Source organism: Arthrobacter sp. SLBN-53 (assembly GCF_006715585.1).
GTDB classification, from domain to species: Bacteria; Actinomycetota; Actinomycetes; order Mycobacteriales; family Mycobacteriaceae; genus Mycobacterium; species Mycobacterium neoaurum_A.
In genome coordinates this window covers 2,587,936-2,606,215 of the sequence record NZ_VFNN01000001.1, presented here as the reverse complement: position 1 = coordinate 2,606,215, position 18,280 = coordinate 2,587,936, and the positions used below count along the sequence as shown (strand labels likewise).

16 protein-coding genes are annotated in these 18,280 nt (G+C 65.4%); 7 read left to right on the top strand and 9 right to left on the bottom strand.

Annotation, left to right across the window (positions count from 1 at the left end; all coding sequences use genetic code 11):
- Positions 1-86: 86 nt before the first annotated feature.
- Positions 87-554: a DUF4262 domain-containing protein gene (locus FBY28_RS12535; protein ID WP_141867201.1), complete on the bottom strand. Its 468-nt coding sequence runs from the start codon at positions 552-554 to the stop codon at positions 87-89.
- A gap of 75 nt (positions 555-629) precedes the next feature.
- On the opposite strand from FBY28_RS12535, the gene FBY28_RS12530 reads away from it, so the two are divergent.
- The gene (locus FBY28_RS12530) at positions 630-2,000 is read left to right on the top strand and encodes an NAD(P)/FAD-dependent oxidoreductase (protein ID WP_141867199.1); all 1,371 of its coding nucleotides are present in this window, start codon (positions 630-632) and stop codon (positions 1,998-2,000) included.
- Here FBY28_RS12530 and FBY28_RS12525 read toward each other — a convergent pair.
- Positions 1,997-2,452 carry an SRPBCC family protein gene (locus FBY28_RS12525; RefSeq protein WP_141867197.1) on the bottom strand — a complete coding sequence of 152 codons (456 nt, stop codon included), beginning with the start codon at positions 2,450-2,452 and terminating at the stop codon, positions 1,997-1,999. The two genes, FBY28_RS12530 and FBY28_RS12525, sit on opposite strands and share 4 nt — an antisense overlap.
- A 64-nt stretch (positions 2,453-2,516) precedes the next feature.
- Here FBY28_RS12525 and FBY28_RS12520 point away from each other — a divergent pair, with 64 nt between their 5' ends.
- The 3 genes from FBY28_RS12520 to FBY28_RS12510 all read left to right on the top strand — a co-directional run bounded on the left by FBY28_RS12520 (position 2,517) and on the right by FBY28_RS12510 (position 4,415).
- Complete coding sequence (locus FBY28_RS12520) at positions 2,517-2,876, top strand: DUF427 domain-containing protein (RefSeq protein WP_141867195.1); 360 nt, start codon at positions 2,517-2,519, stop codon at positions 2,874-2,876.
- Between the two features lie 10 nt (positions 2,877-2,886).
- Positions 2,887-3,783: a DNA-3-methyladenine glycosylase family protein gene (locus FBY28_RS12515; RefSeq protein ID WP_141867193.1), complete on the top strand. Its 897-nt coding sequence runs from the start codon at positions 2,887-2,889 to the stop codon at positions 3,781-3,783.
- Positions 3,784-3,875: 92 nt separating this feature from the next.
- Positions 3,876-4,415, top strand: a complete 540-nt coding sequence (locus FBY28_RS12510) for a Dps family protein (protein ID WP_141867166.1) — start codon at positions 3,876-3,878, stop codon at positions 4,413-4,415.
- 49 nt (positions 4,416-4,464) lie between these two features.
- On the opposite strand, the gene aqpZ is transcribed toward FBY28_RS12510, so the two are convergent.
- Positions 4,465-5,232 carry an aquaporin Z gene (gene aqpZ, locus FBY28_RS12505; RefSeq protein ID WP_141870189.1) on the bottom strand — a complete coding sequence of 256 codons (768 nt, stop codon included), beginning with the start codon at positions 5,230-5,232 and terminating at the stop codon, positions 4,465-4,467.
- 146 nt (positions 5,233-5,378) lie between these two features.
- Positions 5,379-6,200: a PaaI family thioesterase gene (locus tag FBY28_RS12500; RefSeq protein ID WP_141867164.1), complete on the bottom strand. Its 822-nt coding sequence runs from the start codon at positions 6,198-6,200 to the stop codon at positions 5,379-5,381.
- Between the two features lie 477 nt (positions 6,201-6,677).
- Here FBY28_RS12500 and gltB point away from each other — a divergent pair, with 477 nt between their 5' ends.
- Both gltB and FBY28_RS12490 read left to right on the top strand, forming a co-directional pair.
- Positions 6,678-11,276 (top strand): glutamate synthase large subunit, encoded by a 4,599-nt coding sequence (gene gltB, locus FBY28_RS12495; protein WP_141867162.1) that lies wholly within the window; start codon positions 6,678-6,680, stop codon positions 11,274-11,276.
- Positions 11,269-12,735, top strand: a complete 1,467-nt coding sequence (locus FBY28_RS12490) for a glutamate synthase subunit beta (protein WP_141867160.1) — start codon at positions 11,269-11,271, stop codon at positions 12,733-12,735. Before gltB ends, FBY28_RS12490 begins: the two co-directional genes overlap by 8 nt.
- A gap of 420 nt (positions 12,736-13,155) precedes the next feature.
- Here the strand turns inward: FBY28_RS12490 and FBY28_RS12485 are convergent, their stop codons facing one another.
- Genes FBY28_RS12485 through FBY28_RS25765 form a run of 5 tightly spaced genes read right to left on the bottom strand, consistent with a single transcriptional unit; the run spans position 13,156 to position 17,130 of the window.
- Complete coding sequence (locus FBY28_RS12485; RefSeq protein WP_216847648.1) at positions 13,156-14,028, bottom strand: LLM class F420-dependent oxidoreductase; 873 nt, start codon at positions 14,026-14,028, stop codon at positions 13,156-13,158.
- Positions 14,029-14,052: 24 nt separating this feature from the next.
- A complete protein-coding gene (locus tag FBY28_RS12480; RefSeq protein WP_141867158.1) occupies positions 14,053-15,444 on the bottom strand; it encodes a 9-bladed beta-propeller domain-containing protein in 1,392 nt (463 codons plus the stop codon).
- Positions 15,441-15,935 carry a YbaB/EbfC family DNA-binding protein gene (locus FBY28_RS12475; RefSeq protein ID WP_141867156.1) on the bottom strand — a complete coding sequence of 165 codons (495 nt, stop codon included), beginning with the start codon at positions 15,933-15,935 and terminating at the stop codon, positions 15,441-15,443. Before FBY28_RS12475 ends, FBY28_RS12480 begins: the two co-directional genes overlap by 4 nt.
- Positions 15,936-15,944: 9 nt before the next feature.
- A complete protein-coding gene (locus tag FBY28_RS12470; protein WP_160145480.1) occupies positions 15,945-16,268 on the bottom strand; it encodes an ESX-1 secretion-associated protein in 324 nt (107 codons plus the stop codon).
- A gap of 10 nt (positions 16,269-16,278) precedes the next feature.
- The gene (locus FBY28_RS25765; protein ID WP_160145479.1) at positions 16,279-17,130 is read right to left on the bottom strand and encodes an EspA/EspE family type VII secretion system effector; all 852 of its coding nucleotides are present in this window, start codon (positions 17,128-17,130) and stop codon (positions 16,279-16,281) included.
- An 88-nt stretch (positions 17,131-17,218) separates the two neighbouring features.
- On the opposite strand from FBY28_RS25765, the gene FBY28_RS12465 reads away from it, so the two are divergent.
- Entirely contained in the window at positions 17,219-18,229 is a 1,011-nt protein-coding gene (locus FBY28_RS12465; RefSeq protein ID WP_141867152.1) for a PHP domain-containing protein, read from the top strand.
- Positions 18,230-18,280 lie beyond the last annotated feature (51 nt).

The following is an 18,280-nucleotide window of genomic DNA, read 5'->3' as shown; positions in this document are numbered from 1 at the left end:
TCGATCATGCCACCGGGGTATGACAAACCGGGGTATGACAACTCGTGCGAGCTCGCGGGCGGGGGCGGGGTTACCGGCGCTCCGCGTCAGCCCGCGGTCGGCCCCCGGATACCGAGCACAGGTTGTCGCGGACCGCCGAGATTGAAATCGGGACACCATGGGGAGTGGCCGTCGTGATCGCGCCAGGCAACCTGCATGCCGCGAACGGGTCCGCCGTGGTAGGCCACCGCCCACCCCATGTGCACATCGGGTGCGCTCACCTCGACGAATTCGGCCACCACATCGTCCCCGAAGTCCATGGTGTCGCCGGGCAACGGCTCAGTCTCGTGCACCATGTAGTGAGCCGCCGCGTTCAACAGGCCCAGGGAACGTTCCGGCGGCAGGCCGGTGATGAGTAGTTCCGGCAGTCCCGCGTCGGCCAAGCCGATGGTGTACGCGAATGGCGGATCGGTCTCGACGTACTGCACGGCCCAGCCGGTCTTTCTCGCTGCGCGGCGCAGGACTTCCAGGTAATCGGCCCGGGTGGCTCCGGGATGATCGCATTGCCAGCACATGATGTGCCCCTTCCGTGAGTGCTTGGGCCCCACCATCCGCCTGACCACCGACAACGCGACTGGCAGAATCGTCAGGTGCCCACGATCAACGGTCAGGTATCGCACTGGTTCGACACGCTTCCGACGCCGCGGTCCGGCCTGCCGGGTGATCGCGATGCCGATGTGTGCATCGTCGGCGCCGGATACACCGGATTGTGGACGGCCTATTACCTCAAGAAGGCCGACCCGTCCTTGCGGATCACCGTGCTCGAGGCACGGTTCGCCGGCTACGGTGCGTCCGGTCGAAATGGCGGCTGGTTGTCGGGTCTGGTTCCCGGGGACCGGAACAGGATGGCGAAAAGCCATGGCCGAGAAAAGGTTTTGGCCTGGCAGCGGGCGCTGAACGACGCGGTCGACGAGGTGATCGCGGTCGCGGCCGCCGAGGGTATCGACGCCGGCGCCGTCAAGGGCGGGAATCTGGAAATCGCCCGCAATCCCGCGCAGGCCGCCCGGCTGTCCGCCGCCGTCGCCGAGGAACGCAGGTGGCTCAACGACGTCACCGAGCTGACCAAAGAGGAAGCGGCGCAACGGATCGCATTCGACGGAATGCTCTCGGCCTACCACACCCCGCACTGCGCGCGCGTTCAACCGGCGGCACTGGTTCGTGGCCTGGCCGACACCGTGGAACGCCTCGGGGTCGCACTCTACGAGCGGTCTCCTGTCCACGAGATCGTCCAGGGCCGCGCCGTCACGGTGAGCGGGACCGTGCGGGCCCCCATCGTGCTACGCGCCACCGAAGGATTCACCTCGGCGCTGCCGGGTCTGCACCGCCGCTGGCTGCCGATGAACAGTTCGATGATCGCCACCGAGCCCATCCCCGTCGCGTTGTGGGATGAGATCGGTTGGGGGGAAAGAGAGCTCGTCGGCGATACTGCGCACGGCTTCTTCTATGCCCAGCGTACCGTCGATGACCGAATCGCCATCGGCGGGCGCAGTGTGCCCTACCGGTTCGGTTCGCGCACCGACGATGACGGCCGGGTGCCCGCGCGGACCATCCGATCGCTGACCGAGGTGCTGCACTCGCTGCTGCCCCAGGCGCGTCAGGTTCCGATCGCCCACGGCTGGTGTGGGGTTCTGGCGGTACCGCGGGACTGGGAGGCCGGGGTGGCGCTGGATCGCGCGACCGGCCTCGGCTGGGCGGGCGGCTATGTCGGGCACGGGGTCACCGCCACCAACCTGGCCGGGCGCACGCTGGCCGACCTGGTCCTCGGGCACCGCACCGACCGCACCCAACTGCCGTGGGTCGGTCACCAGTCGCGCAACTGGGAACCGGAACCGCTGCGCTGGCTCGGGGTCCGTGGTCTCTACACCGCGTACAAGGTGGCCGATCGGCACGAGGCGCGCAGCGGATCGGCGAAGACATCACCGATCGCGCGGGTGGCCGATCTGATCACCCGCAAACCCTAGGCTTCCGCACGCTCCTTGAGGTGCTGCAGAGTGAGCCGGATGTGTTCGGCATTGGCATTGTCACGGTCACTCACACCGGTGGCGAGCCCGGCGAACTTCTTGAACCACCCGGCGCGCCGGTCCCAGACCGATTCGGTGACCGTGCACCCACCCTCGGTGGCGACGATGTCGTAGCGCCAGTGCGCGATCGGCAGTATCGCCGACTTCACGTCGAAGGCGAACGCGCTACCGGGATCGGCCGCGGTGACGGTGCAGGTGGTGCTCCACGACTTCGCGCCGTTGCGGTTCCGCCCCCTGAACACCGCACCGGGTGCAGCCGCGGACCCCTTCGTCCACGACATGGCGTGCACCTCCTCGGCCAAGGACGCCATCGTCGGTAGGTCGGTGATCAGCGAGTAGACCGCGGCGGGTTCGGCAGCGATGGTGACGGATGCTTGGACCGGTGCACTCATGCAGCGATGGTAACCACCGGCCGGTGACGGGAATCACGGTCGCCACCGCTGTGTTGAAGTGGCCATGACAGCCCGGCAACCCCGGCAGCCCGATGCCGAGCACCCGATCACCATCACGCCCACCGGACGGCGGGTCACCGTCACCGTCGGCGATACCGTCGTGGCCCGTACCGACGACGCGCTGACCCTGCAGGAGGCCAGCTATCCGCCGGTCCAGTACGTCCCGCTGGCCGACGTCGACCCCGCCGTGCTCTCGGACAGCGCGACGACGACCTACTGCCCGTACAAGGGCGACGCGAACTACTACAACGTCGGTGACGTGCCCGATGTCATCTGGAGCTATCGGCAGCCCTACCCGGCGGTCGCCGAGATCGCCGGCCGGGTCGCCTTCTACCCGGACAAGGCACGCGTACAACTGTCCTAGATTGGGTGGCGTGCCGTCCGCCACGCTCAGATTCGACGGGCCCGTCAGTCCCGGTCTGACGTTGGCCCCGTTGCGACGTGGCGGCGGCGACCCGTGCTATCAGATCGTCGGCACCGACATCTGGCGGACATCGCTGATGCGCACCGGCCCGGTCACCGCCCGCATAGCCAAGACCGCCGTCGACACCGTGGAGTGCGAAGCATGGGGAGCTGGGGCGGCCGAGTTCATCGACGGGCTGCCCGCATTGCTGGGCGTCGACGACGACGATGCCGGATTCATGCCCACCGACCCCACCATCGCGGTGGCGCGCCGACGGGTTCCGCACCTGCGGCTGGGCCGCACCGGCCGGGTGCTGGAGGCCCTGATCCCGGCGATCATCGAACAGCGTGTCTATGGCAAGGACGCTTTCCGGGCCTGGCGCATCCTGACCACCAAATTCGGCGGGCCGGCCCCTGGTCCGGCGCCGGCCGGTATGCGCGTGCCGCCGAGCGCGGAGGTGTGGCGGCGCATTCCGTCCTGGGAGTTCCATCTGGCCAACGTGGACCCTGGGCGGGCCCGAACCGTCGTCGGGTGTGCACAGCGCGGCGACGCGTTGGAACGGTTGACCGCCGAGAAGGCGGTCCGCGGTCTGAGATCGCTGCCGGGCGTGGGGATATGGACCGCCGCCGAAACGGTGCAGCGCGCTTTCGGCGACGCCGACGAAATCTCGGTCGGTGACTATCATCTCGCCACCACGGTCGGGCTGAGCCTGCTCGGCGTCCCGATCGACGACGCCGCGATGGTGGATTTGCTCGAGCCGTTGCGGCCGCATCGTCAGCGCGCAGTCCGACTGCTCTACGCCAGTGGGCTCGCGATCAACCCGCGCCGGGCACCGAGACAAGCCATTCCCAATCTGCGGGCGCTTTGATCGGCCGGTGATTACCGCGCGGCGCGGTTGGGTAAACGAGCGTCGGGCACGTCGATGCCGAAGACAACACGACGTCACGCGAAGGAGCGACCATGACTGCGTTCACCATCCCTGGACTGACCGACAAGCAGGGAGCCGAGGTGGCCGAGCTGCTGCAGAAGCAACTCAGCCGCTACAACGACCTGCACCTGACCCTCAAGCACGTGCACTGGAATGTCGTGGGGCCGAACTTCATCGGTGTACACGAGATGATCGACCCGCAGGTCGACCTGGTCCGCGGATATGCCGACGAAGTTGCCGAACGTATTGCGGCACTCGGTGCGTCACCGCTCGGAACACCTGGCGCGATCATCAATGATCGCACCTGGGATGACTACTCGGTGAACCGTGACAAGGTCCAGGCCCATCTGGCCGCCCTGGACCTGGTCTACACCGGGATCATCGAGGACACCCGCAAGAACATCGAGCGCCTCGATGACATCGACCTGGTCTCACAGGACATGCTCATCGGACATGCCGGCGAGTTGGAGAAGTTCCAGTGGTTCGTGCGCGCGCACCTGGAGAGTGCCGGTGGCACCCTGGTGCACGAGGGCAAGTCGACCGAGAAGGGCGCCGCCGACAAGGCCCGTTGATGTCGGCTCCGCCGACAAGGCCCGTTGACGTCGGCTCCGCCGAGGCCGTTCAGCGTCCGTCGAGCGCGTCGTCCCGAACCGGTCGATCGGCCAATTCCTCTGCGACACCGAACAACAGCGGATAGGCGACTCCGGCTATGGCCGCTCCCACCAGCGGGGCAAGCCAGAACAGCCACAGCTGGCTCGGCGCTCCATCGGCGTTGAACAACGCGACGCCGGTGGAGCGCGCCGGGTTGACCGAGGTGTTCGAGATCGGGATGGATACCAGGTGGATCAGGGTGAGCGTCAATCCGATTGCCAGTCCGGCAAAACCTTTCGGAGCGCGATCATCGGTCGAACCGAGGATGACCAACAGGAAGATGAAGGTCAGGACCACTTCGGTGATCAGCACCGCCCACATCGAGTATCCGCCGGGTGAGTGCACGCCGTAGCCGTTGGCGGCCATGTTCCCCGTGGGGCTCCAGTCCGGCGCCCCGCTGGCGATCGCGTAAATGATTGCACCGCCTGCGAACCCGCCGATCACCTGGACAATCCAGTATGGCAGCACCGCGCTCCACTCCACCCGCTTCGCCAGTGCCGCACCCAGCGTCACCGCGGGATTGAAGTGGCCGCCCGAAATGGTGCCGAAGGCGTACACGCCGGTGAGCACCGTGAGCCCGAACGCCAATGCGACACCGAGGAAGCCGATGCCGAGCGACACACCGTCGCCGGCGAGGAACTTGGCGGCGAACACGGCACTACCGCATCCGCCGAGCACAAGCCAGAAGGTGCCGATGAACTCGGCTGCGAGTCGATGTGTCATGGTGGGTGTGGACATGGCGGTTGTGGACACGGCGCCGCTCCTAGGTCGGGCAACAGCTGATTCGCCGAGAGTCCCACCGCGGGCGCGCCGTTCGGACCGGTCGAGACACGATCGCTCCGCAATGGAGATGCGGCGCCGCCGAATCTCCACCGCCGCGTGACCTAGTCCCGGTACGCCGTCAGGCGGGCCGTCAGCGCCAGCCGGCCGTCGGCGTCGATGCCTTGGGCCTCGGCCACTCCGCTGCTCCGCCCGGCGTGCAGCGCGGTTCCGCGGTAGTGAGCCTTCCCGCCGCCGATCAGCCGGCGCAGATAGTTGATGCGCAGCGAAGCGGTGTGCATCGGGGGCCGCGCCGGGTCGGTGTTCAGTGCGGCTGCGGCCACCAGCTCCAGGCCGGCGGCCACGATTCCACCGTGCACCGCGCCGAGGTGGTTGTTGATTGCCGGGTGCGCATGCTGGCGCAATACCCGTGCGCCGCCCGCCTCACCACCTGGCTCGGCCACCTCGACGGCAAGCAGATCGCTCAGTTCGGTCGGCAGAATCGTGTCGGAGTCCGGCTCCAGGGCGGGCAGATTTGCAATGCCCGAAGCGGCTTCGATGTAGAAGGAACGTATGGTGGCATGGCCGATCGGGCGGCCGTCGTGCGTGAGGTCGCATACCGACAGCGACGTTCCGGCCGGGACGCCGAGTGTCCGACTGGTTGCCATGATCGGCGCAGCCTGCTCGGCGGTCAGCGTGTGCTGTGCGCCCGGGCAGAATTCGATTGTCAGTTCACTGGTTACCGTCCAATGGCCGTCAGGCCGCCGGGCGTGGTTGGGGTAGCCGGCGATGTGATCCACCAAGACGCCCAGCGCTGCCATACTCGGTGCCCCGGTGAACGGATTGCGCCATGCTGCGACCGGCAGGGCGGCCGAATACGTGGTCGGTCCCTGCTCGACATCGTGGATGCCGAAACGGCCGGTCGGGGTGTCCAGTGGGTATGACATCACCGTTCAGCTTCGCCCCGCCGGACGCGGCCCGTACCACTGGGGGGGTATCCGCGGGATTGTCTAAGAATCTGGCTAGTCTTTGAGCAAACTAATGACGCATAAAAAGTGCAGTTCAAAGCCTATTGTATTCTGCACGGCAAACATTTTGACCGAGGGTGCCAAGAGTGACTGTCAGGCTGCGGTGGCGCGCGGCCGCGGGAGGTGTTGTGAAATGGATTGCCGGACAACGTTATCGGCCGATGTGTGGCGTGGCCGCGCAGATCCGGAGAAAAGCGGGCCATACAGTCTAGTTAGGGCTGGCTAAGTTGGCATGCCTTGCGGTCTTTGTCATATCGTTTTGGCAACTTGTGGCGAGTGGGTAAAAGCCGTCGTTCAGTGCTGCACGAAGGCGCCGCGAACGCCAGGCCACTGGTAACTGCCGACAGTGGACGCCGATTCACGCAGGCATGAGAGTAAGGGTCAGGTGGATTACCGATGGGAAATGTGCCCAGCGCCCTCTACAACCCCGCATACGAGCACGACTCATGCGGCGTGGCCATGGTGGCCGATATGCACGGTCGCCGCAGCCGCGACATCGTCGACAAGGCGATCACCGCGCTGCTGAACCTGGAGCACCGCGGTGCCGCCGGGGCCGAGCCCAACACCGGTGACGGCGCGGGCATCCTCATCCAGGTTCCCGACGAGTTCCTGCGCGCGGTGATCAAAGAGCAGGGCCTGAGCTTCGAGCTTCCTGCCGAGGGCAGCTACGCCACCGGTATCGCTTTCCTCCCGCAGTCCGCCCGCGATGCCAACCTGGCCTGCGAGGCCGTGCAGAAGATCGTCGAGGCCGAGGGGCTGCAGCTGCTGGGCTGGCGTGACGTCCCGCATGACGATTCCTCGCTGGGCGCGCTCGCCCGCGACGCGATGCCGACGCTGCGACAGGTCTTCATCGCCGGTGCCTCCGGCATGGATCTGGAGCGCCGGGCCTACGTGATCCGCAAGCGCGCCGAGCACGAGCTGGGCACCAAGGGTCCCGGTCAGGACGGCCCCGGGCGCGAAACCGTCTACTTCCCAAGCCTTTCCGGACAGACATTCGTCTACAAGGGCATGCTGACCACCCCGCAGCTGCGCGCCTTCTATCTGGACCTGCAGGACGAGCGGCTGACCAGCGCACTGGGCATCGTGCACTCGCGGTTCTCGACCAACACCTTCCCGTCCTGGCCGCTGGCGCATCCGTTCCGCCGCGTCGCCCACAACGGTGAGATCAACACCGTCACCGGCAACGAGAACTGGATGAAGGCCCGTGAGGCGCTCATCCACACCGACGTGTTCGGCTACCACAACGACCTGAACAAGATCTTCCCGGTCTGTACCCCCGGCGCATCGGACACCGCCCGTTTCGACGAGGTCCTCGAACTGCTGCACCTTGGCGGGCGAAGCATCGCGCACGCGGTGCTGATGATGATCCCGGAGGCCTGGGAGCGCAATACCGAGATGGACCCCGCGCTGCGGGCGTTCTACCAGTACCACGGCTCGCTGATGGAACCGTGGGACGGCCCGGCATCGGTCTGCTTCACCGACGGCACCGTCATCGGCGCCGTGCTGGACCGCAACGGCCTGCGCCCCTCGCGCATCTGGGTGACCCAAGACGGCCTCGTCGTGATGGCTTCGGAGGCCGGCGTGCTGGACCTCGACCCGTCCACCGTCGTGCAGAAGATCCGGTTGCAGCCGGGTCGCATGTTCCTGGTCGACACCGCGCAGGGCCGCATCGTCTCCGACGAGGAGATCAAATCGCAGCTCGCCGCCGAGCATCCCTATCAGGAGTGGCTGGACGCCGGGCTCTTCCACGTCGACGATCTGCCTCCCGGCAAGTACGTCAAGATGCCGCACCACCGCGTGGTGCTGCGTCAGCAGGCGTTCGGCTACACCTACGAAGAGCTCAACCTGTTGGTGGCGCCGATGGCGCGCACCGGCGCCGAGGCGTTGGGCTCGATGGGCACCGACACCCCGATCGCCGTGCTGTCGCAGCGGCCGCGGATGCTCTACGACTACTTCCAGCAGCTGTTCGCCCAGGTGACCAACCCGCCACTGGACGCCATCCGCGAAGAGGTGGTGACCAGCCTGCAGGGCACCGTCGGCCCCGAGGGCGACCTGCTCAACCCGGACGAGAACTCGTGCCGCCAGATCGTGCTGCCGCAGCCGATCCTGCGTAACGCCGATCTGTCCAAGCTCGTCGACGTCGACCCCGATCATGAGATCAACGGCCACCAGCACGGCATGCGTGCAGCCGTGGTGAGCTGCCTGTACCCCGTCGCCGATGGTGGTGCCGGTCTGCGCCGCGCGCTGGAGGACGTCCGCACCAAGGTCAGCCAGGCGATCCGCAACGGGGCCCGCATCATCGTGCTCTCCGACCGCGAATCCACCGAGTGGCTGGCTCCGATCCCGTCGTTGCTCTCGGTCGCCGCCGTGCACCACCACCTGGTCCGCGAGCGCACCCGCACGCAGGTCGGTCTGGTCGTCGAGTCCGGTGATGCCCGCGAGGTGCACCACATGGCGATGCTGTGTGGTTTCGGTGCCGCCGCGATCAACCCCTACATGGCGTTCGAGTCGATCGACGACATGATCGACCGTGGCGTCATCACCGGCCTGTCCAGCGACGCGGCCAAGGCCAACTACGTCAAGGCCGCCGGCAAGGGTGTGCTGAAGGTGATGTCGAAGATGGGCATCTCCACCCTGGCGTCTTACACCGGTGCCCAGCTGTTCCAGGCGATCGGTATCAACCAGCGGGTGCTCGACGAGTACTTCTCCGGGTTGCACTGTCCCACCGGTGGTATCGATCTCGACGATATCGCCGCCGATGTCGCGGCCCGCCACGAGCTGGCCTACCTGGACCGGCCCGACGAGTGGGCGCACCGTGAGCTCGAGGTCGGCGGTGAGTACCAGTGGCGCCGTGAGGGCGAATACCACCTGTTCAACCCCGACACCGTGTTCAAGCTGCAGCATTCGACCCGCACCGGGCAGTACGAGGTCTTCAAGGAGTACACCAAGCTGGTCGATGACCAGAGCGAGCGGATGGCTTCGCTACGCGGCCTGCTGAAGTTCAAAGAGGGTGTGCGCGAACCGGTTCCGCTCGACGAGGTCGAGCCGGCCAGTGAGATCGTCAAACGATTCTCGACCGGTGCCATGAGCTATGGATCCATCTCGGCAGAGGCGCACGAGACGCTGGCCATCGCCATGAACCGCCTCGGCGGACGCTCGAACTCCGGTGAGGGCGGCGAGAGCGTCGACCGCTTCGAACCCGACGAGAACGGGGACTGGCGGCGCAGCGCCATCAAGCAGGTGGCCTCCGGTCGATTCGGTGTGACCAGCCACTACCTGACCAACTGCACCGATATCCAGATCAAGATGGCGCAGGGTGCCAAGCCCGGTGAGGGCGGCCAACTCCCGGGTCACAAGGTGTACCCGTGGGTCGCCGAGGTGCGGCACTCCACACCCGGTGTCGGCCTGATCTCCCCGCCGCCGCACCACGACATCTACTCGATCGAGGATCTGGCACAGCTGATCCACGATCTGAAGAACGCCAACCCGTCGGCGCGCATCCACGTCAAACTGGTCAGCGAGAACGGCGTCGGCACCGTGGCCGCGGGTGTCTCGAAGGCGCACGCCGACGTGGTGTTGATCTCCGGGCACGACGGCGGTACCGGTGCCACCCCGCTGACCTCGCAGAAGCACGCCGGCGCCCCGTGGGAGCTCGGGTTGGCCGAGACCCAGCAGACCCTGCTGCTCAACGGTCTTCGCGATCGCATCGTCGTCCAGGTGGACGGCCAGCTCAAGACGGGTCGCGATGTCGTGATCGCCGCCCTGCTCGGCGGCGAGGAGTTCGGATTCGCGACGGCTCCGCTGGTGGTCTCGGGCTGCATCATGATGCGGGTGTGCCATCTGGACACCTGCCCGGTGGGTGTGGCCACCCAGAACCCGGTGCTGCGCGAGCGCTTCAACGGCAAGCCCGAGTTCGTGGAGAACTTCTTCATGTTCATCGCCGAAGAGGTTCGGGAACTGATGGCGCAGTTGGGTTTCCGCACCGTCAACGAGATGGTCGGCCAGGTAGGTGCGCTGGATACCACGGAGGCCGCCGCGCACTGGAAGGCGCACAAGCTCGACCTCGCGCCGGTGTTGCACGAGCCCGAGTCGGCGTTCATGAACCAGGACCTGTACTGCAGCTCGCGTCAGGATCATGGTCTGGACAAGGCGCTTGACCAGCAGCTGATCACCCAGTGCCGCGAGGCGCTGGATGCCGGCACGCCGGTGCGGTTCACGACAAAGATCGCCAACGTCAACCGGACCGTCGGCACCATGCTGGGCCACGAGGTCACCAAAGCCTATGGCGGCGAAGGGCTTCCCGACGGCACCATCGACATCACCTTCGAGGGTTCGGCCGGTAACAGCTTCGGGGCGTTCGTCCCGCGCGGTATCACGCTGCGGGTGCACGGTGACGCCAACGACTATGTCGGCAAGGGTCTTTCCGGTGGCCGGATCGTGGTGCGCCCGCCGGGCAACGCGCCCAGTGACTATGTGGCCGAAGACAACATCATCGCGGGCAACGTGATCCTGTTCGGCGCGACCACCGGGCAGGCGTTCCTGCGCGGTCAGGTCGGTGAGCGGTTCGCGGTGCGCAACTCGGGTGCCCACGCCGTCGTCGAGGGCGTCGGTGACCACGGGTGTGAGTACATGACCGGTGGCAAGGTCGTGATTCTCGGCCGCACCGGGCGCAACTTCGCGGCAGGCATGTCCGGCGGTGTCGCGTATGTCTACGACCCGGACGGCCGGCTGCCCGGCAATGTGAACGGCGAGATGGTCGATCTGGACGACCTGAGCGCCGAGGACCTCGAGGTGTTGCAGGAGATGATCGTGGCGCATGTCGATACGACGGATTCGGCAGTGGGCCGCCGGATCCTGGCCGACTGGGATGGTTCGGCCAAGCAGTTCGTCAAGGTGATGCCCCGTGATTACAAGCGGGTGCTGGTAGCCATCGAGGAGGCCGAGAACTCCGGCCAGGACGTGGGCGAGGCGATCATGGCGGCGGCCCGTGGCTGATCCGAGCGGTTTCCTCAAGCACACCGTCCGGCAGACCCCGGCCCGGCGGCCGGTCGACCTGCGCCTGAAGGACTGGAAAGAGGTCTACGAAGACTTCGACCACGAGACCCTGCAGGTGCAGGCATCGCGGTGTATGGACTGCGGTATTCCGTTCTGCCACAACGGTTGCCCCCTGGGTAACCTGATCCCCGAGTGGAACGACCTGGTGTACCGGGACCGCTGGCGCGACGGTATCGAGCGGTTGCACGCCACCAACAACTTCCCGGAGTTCACCGGGCGGCTGTGCCCCGCACCGTGCGAGGCGTCCTGCGTGCTGGGAATCAACCAGGACCCGGTGACCATCAAGCAGGTCGAGGTCGAGCTGATCGACAACGCCTTCGACCAGGGTTGGGTCACGCCGATGGTCCCGACTGTTCGGACCATGAAGAAGGTCGCCGTCGTAGGCTCCGGCCCGGCCGGGCTGGCTGCCGCGCAGCAGTTGACCCGGGCCGGCCACAGCGTCACGGTGTTCGAGCGGGCCGACCGCATCGGTGGGTTGCTGCGCTACGGGATCCCCGAATTCAAGATGGAAAAGCGGCATATCGACCGCCGCCTGGAGCAGATGGCGGCCGAAGGCACGCAGTTCCGCACCGGCGTGAACGTCGGTGTGGACATCACCGTCGAGCAATTGGACGAGGAGTTCGACGCCGTCGTGCTCGCCGGCGGTGCCACTGCCTGGCGCGATCTGCCGATCCCCGGCCGTGAACTCGAGGGCATCCACCAGGCGATGGAGTACCTGCCGTGGGCCAACCGCCTGCAGCAGGGTGACGATGTCGCCGGGGCCGACGGCGAGCCGCCGATCACCGCCAAGGGCAAGAAGGTCGTCATCATCGGCGGCGGCGACACCGGTGCGGACTGCCTGGGCACTGCGCATCGGCAGGGAGCGCACAGCGTCCACCAGTTCGAGATCATGCCGCGCCCGCCGGAGACCCGGGCCGAGTCGACCCCGTGGCCGACGTATCCGCTGATGTACCGGGTGGCCTCGGCGCATGAAGAGGGTGGCGAGCGCGTCTTCTCGGTCAACACCGAAGAGTTCCGCGGCACCGACGGCAGGGTGTCCTCACTGAAGGTGCACGAGGTCCAGATGAAGGCCGGAAAGTTCGAGAAGGTCGAGGGTTCGGATTTCGAGCTCGAGGCCGACATCGTCTTCCTGGCGATGGGCTTCGTGGGCCCGGAGCGCGAGGGCCTGCTCAACGAGCTCGGCGTCGAGCTGACCGATCGCGGCAACGTCGCCCGCGACGAGGACTTCCAGACCAATGTCCCCGGCGTGTTCGTCGCCGGTGACATGGGCCGTGGACAGTCCCTGATCGTGTGGGCGATTGCCGAAGGCCGGGCTGCCGCGGCGGGTGTCGACCGTTACCTGATGGGTGAGTCCGCGTTGCCGCGACCGATTGCGCCGACGGCGGCGCCGCAGCGCTGAGGGTGTGCGCCGGCGGGCTACCAATTGCCGGGTAGCTACCTACGCTGAATCACATCAGCAACATCAGCCACACCAGAAACATCCGATTTTTAATCGGCGTGCCGGTTGGTGTTAGCCGCGTCACAGGTGTCTAATGGCGGCACAGGGGTCTTCGGGTAAAGTGACCCCACGGTGCAGCTATTCGCCGACCGTAGGAGTTCCTACCGTGTACATGACGCCCAATTCGCGGTCGCGGGTGAGTCGAATCGCCTGGTCATGGCTACGTCATCCCCGCCGCAGTCGCGATTTCCCAGCTAAGCACGAGCGGCTCATCACGTCCGCAGAGTTACTTCGATACGGCTGCTGATCCGGCCCGTCGGCGAGCGGCGGACCGGATCGAGCGAGGTTTGCCGAATCGTAATAATTTCGTGACCGTCATATTTAAGGACGTGTCAGCAGCCCCGAATCCCTGATGGTTTCGGCGAGCGGTTCCAACACCGCAGGGTCGTACGGCGGCGGCAGGTAGATGATCGCGAGGTCCAGGCCTTCGGCGCCCAGCGCTATGGCGTCTTCGACGACTCTGCGATAGTTGCGATCCTCGCCGAGCCGGATGTGGGCCGACAGCGTGATCTCTTTCGGGTCGCGACCGATATCGGCGCAATGCGCTGCCAGCACAGCGCGCTTGCGGGCGAATTCCTCCGGGGTGCCGCCCACGAAGTTCCAGTGGTCGGCGTACTTCGCGGTGATCCGGAGAGTCCGCTTCTCGCCGCTGCCGCCGATACAGAACGGGGGGTGCGGCTGCTGCGGGCCCTTCGGCTCGTTGCGGGCGTCCTTGAGTTGGTAGAACTTGCCGTCAAATGTGGTGGATTCCTGGCTCAGCAGGCCCTTGAGGACCTCGCAGGCCTCCTCGAAGCGGTCGAAACGCTCCTTGATGGTGCCGAGTTCGATGCCATAGGCACCGGACTCCTCTTCGTTCCAGCCGGCACCGATCCCGAGCTCCAGGCGGCCGCCCGAGATGATGTCCAGCGCCGAGGCCATATTGGCCAGCACGGCGGGGTGTCGGTAATGAATACCGGTGACCAGAACTCCGACCCGCAGCCGCTCGGTGGCCTGGGCGAGCGCGGTCAGCGTCGTCCAGCCCTCGAGGCACGGGCCGCTCGAATCGGAGAAGATGGGATAGAAGTGGTCGAAGGTCCACCCTGACTGGAAGACGTCGATGTCATCGGCGGTCTTCCAGATGGCCAGCATGTCCGACCAGGTGGTGTTCTGCGGCGAGGTTTTGAAGGCAAAGTCCACACTTGGGGAACTCGTCACGTTGCCGAGAAATTCCGGCTTGCGTCACTGTCCTCGCGGGACCAGCGAGCTGAGTTCCGTGCCATCGGCCGACAGCTGAATCAGATTGGAGCCGATACGCCACACCCGTTGAAGGGAATTGGGTTCGGCAGGAAGAACCCACAGGTCCGCACAGGTCGCCATGTCGCGGGCGCTGGCGAGACGTCCCGCCTGGCGATTCGTGGTCTCGAACACCAGCGCCGAACCGTCGGTGCCGAGAAGACGGTGCATCGGGAAATCGCACACCGGACCCTTGGCGCCGGTCTTGAGGTCGTACTGGCGCCATTCGGGAAACTCCCGGGTGCCGTTCTCCATGAGGAACAGGGTGGTCCCGACCCGATTGAATCCCTGTCCGGCGACATCAAGCAACCGGTAGCCGTCGGGAGTGAATACCGTGACTTCATCCGAGTCGCCAAGTGCGATCACCGGCAGATCAATGAGCGTGCTTCCGACCAACCTGCCGTCTACTTCGGCAAGCGTTCTGCCGGACTCGTCGAAGAAGTATGTGCCGAGGTATCTACGGTCCTCCGACTGGACGTTTGCAGCGAAACCGCCGCGATAGACGACAGGATCGTGCAGGCTGGCGCCCTTTTCGACGTCGGGCTCAACTGGCCTACCGTCCGCCACCGAGAAAACCATGGAATCTCCGCGCCGGGGATTGGTGCTCCGCTGAGCGCTCAGCACGGAACCCTCCATGCCGACGCGTGCGTCAGACACCGCAGTCGGTGATCCGTCTCCTGGCACGAACCATGTCGTCTCAGCGCGGTCGCCGATGCCGTAGATGCCCTTGTCCTGTGAGGTCGCGACGGCGTAGGGACCGAGTTGTCTCAGATTCAAACTGCCGTTGTTGGCTTTGATGTCCGTGGGTCCGCGATAGATCACGTCGCCCGAATCGGCATCGATGATCGTCGCCCCTCCCTCGCTGGATCGTTCGACGCAGAGGATCTGGTCCGGTCCGTTGAGCAAACAGGTAGGTGCCAGCGTGCCCGTGCTGAGCAATACGGCATCGAAGATGCTGTGGCCGTTACCGGTATCGATACCTGCCAACCACCACTTCGGATCTGCACTCGCCAAACTGGTGGCCAGGAAGTACGCGCGTTCACCTGATGCTCCGATCAGCGGTTTCGGAGAGCCGGGGACATTGCTCGCCGCGATGGTCGGTGCGGATCCGTTCGCAGTTGGGGATGGCAGCCCGAGATCGAAGGTGCTTGTCCGCCAGCCCGTTACAGGTGCTTGGCGCATGTCCGGAAGTAGTTCGACCTGCTCGGGTTGCCAGACCCACCGACCGTACACGTATCGACCGTTGCGAAGCCACCAAAAGGTGGCCAATGCGGCGAGGACTGCGATTACGAGCACCAGTACGAGCAGCGCTCGACCGCGACGCAAACGGATCGTCATCCTTGCCCGTACCGGCCGGAGAAAGCAGTGGCGACACGTTCGACGTAGCTCTCGGGTGACGGCAGGCCTAGATCGCGTTCCAAGAATTCGTGCACAAGCCCGCCCTCGTATCCCATGTCCTGCATCAGCAGCGTGATCACACCATGTTGCGCGGCAAGCGCTTTCTGAGAGGCCAGCGCAGAAAGGAACGTAATCTCTTCGGACAATTCCGATTCGGTCATTTTGCAAACGCTGGGTTCAAGATCGATGCGATCGATTCTCCCGCCCAGGAGTGCGGTGACAGCTACATCCCCAGCGGGATTGCTGACCGTGAAGAAGACATCAGGTGAACCATTTGCATCGTCAGGCAGCTCCGAATCCCAACTGTGCACTGCTGTGCCGCTCGGCACCGGTGGGAGGTACTCGTCGAAAGCGCCTAGATCACTTATCGGCGTGTCGGATTCGAGCACCTCGTTGGTCTCGTTATCCCAAGGGTCCATGTAGTCGGGCACCGAGGGCACTCAGAACTCGCACGCGCCGATATCTTTGGAGGCGCGCCAATCGGCGTTGTTGTAGTTCTGCGAAGCCATGGTCAACCTCTGACTCAGGTCATAGGACATGTGCCACAGTTTCTTTCGTGCTTCGTCGCGCGCCCTCTCAACATCGGCTATGGCCGAGTTGCTCGCGAAACACGCGACACCGTGAGTGTCGGAAACTCGGTTGCCGATATCGTTCACCGTCTCTCCGGCTACCTTGAGCACTCCGGCGGCCGTGCCGTGGCTGGCCGCGATCTGGTCGATATGCTCGGTTAGTACACGGAGATTCTGTTCGGAATCGGTTGCCACGGTTGTTCCTCTATCGATGTTCGGCGTACGGGGTTGCGGGCGGGTACTCGACGGTCGGCCCCTGCGGTTGGGGCAAGGTGAAGTTCTCGTTCGGATCGGTCCGTGACGGAAGGGTCCCTTCGGTCCGCTCATCGCCGAATGGCTCGTCGCAGGGGACTGCGTTGTCATCTTTGCCGTCGTTGTTGTCGTCTTTCCCGATGGGCGCGCCAATGATGATCTGTCCCGCAGCGTCGTTGTACACCTTCACCAAGGACCGGATCTCGCTGCTCTTAGACACCGATTCGGCTGTCAGTATGGCCAGATCCGAGGTGGCTTGTCCCAGGACGACGGTGGCGGTTGCCAAATCCGAGGCGGCTTTCACCGTTGCGCCACCCGGGACCGCGTTCATCCAGGAGGTCGCGGTATCCACGTCTGCAAGGAACTGGATACGGTCATCAAGGTCTCGTCGTGCGACGGTGACCTGTGCCGCTAGCTGGTGGATGAGGCGGTGCATATCTGCCTCCGCATCCGCAACGCCGTATGTACGGGAGTAGTGCCCTGCGTTCTTCTCCCTGTACACGCCGGAGGCTGTCCCGTCCCAACGGTCCTCTTTCGGGGCCGCATCGAAGATCAGATCTCCGGCCTCGGTGTACTTCGCAGCCGACTTCTTCAAATCGGCACCGTCCTCGGGGTCGCCGGATCCGGTCGTCTGCTTCATGCCTTTGATGGTCAGTTGCGCCGCAGCGAGAATAGGTGACGATGTCAGGCCGAGTTCACCCAAGTTCGGAATCTTGTCGAGCGGGCCGGGACCCTTGGACCAGTCGAAGCCGACGACATCTCCGTACTTTCTCAACAGGTCGAATGCCTTGCTCAACAGACTCATGAAACCTCCCCGCAGGTCCCTCTCGACATTACCGCCAGTCGTCGGTGGCGCAGTGCATCAAATTTGCGGCCGGGAGCACACTGGAGGCATGGATCCCGTGCAGGCTCTTCGCCGGATTGCCTACTACAAGGATCGCGCGCGCGAGGATTCGCGGCGCGTGATGGCCTACCGCAAGGCCGCCGACGTGGTGGAGGCCATGACGCCCGAGCAGCGCGAGAAGGTCGGCAAGGCGAACAGCTGGCAGACGTTACCGGGCATCGGTCCCAAGACCGCCACGGTGATCGCGCAGGCGTGGGCCGGCCGCGAGCCCGAGACGCTGGTCGCGCTGCGCGAGTCGGCGGCCGACCTCGGTGGCGGCGAGATCCGCACCGCACTCAAGGGAGATCTTCACCTGCACTCGAACTGGTCGGACGGATCTGCGCCGATCCCGGAGATGATGTCCGCCGCAGCCGAACTGGGCCACGAATACTGCGCGTTGACCGACCATTCCCCGCGGCTCACGGTGGCCAACGGACTGTCGGCAGAACGTCTACGCCGTCAACTCGACGTCATCGACGAACTGCGCGAACAGTTTTGGCCGATGCGCATCCTCACCGGGATCGAGGTGGACATCCTCGATGACGGCACACTGGATCAAGAGGCCGAGCTGCTCGAGCGACTCGACATCGTCGTCGCCAGCGTGCACTCCAAGCTCAAGATGGACGCACCGTCGATGACCCGCCGAATGGTGCGCGCGGTCAGCGGCGGCCAGGCGAACATCCTGGGCCATTGCACCGGTCGGCTGGTGGAGGGTGGCCGGGGGACGCGCCCGGAATCGCAGTTCGACGCTGAAGCGGTCTTCACTGCTTGCCGGGACAATGGTGTTGCGGTGGAAATCAATTCGCGGCCCGAGCGACGCGATCCGCCCACCCGGCTGCTCGATCTGGCACTGCAGATCGGGTGTGACTTCTCCATCGACACCGACGCGCACGCCCCCGGTCAGCTCGACTTCCTGGGCTACGGCGCGCAAAGGGCACTCGACTCCGCGGTCCCGCTGGATCGCATCGTCAACAGCTGGTCGGCGGATCGACTGTTGGCGTGGGCCGGCCGGAAACGCTAGCTCGCTGACGTGAACGGATTGTGTTCGGCGATCAGCGTTTGACGAAGCTCA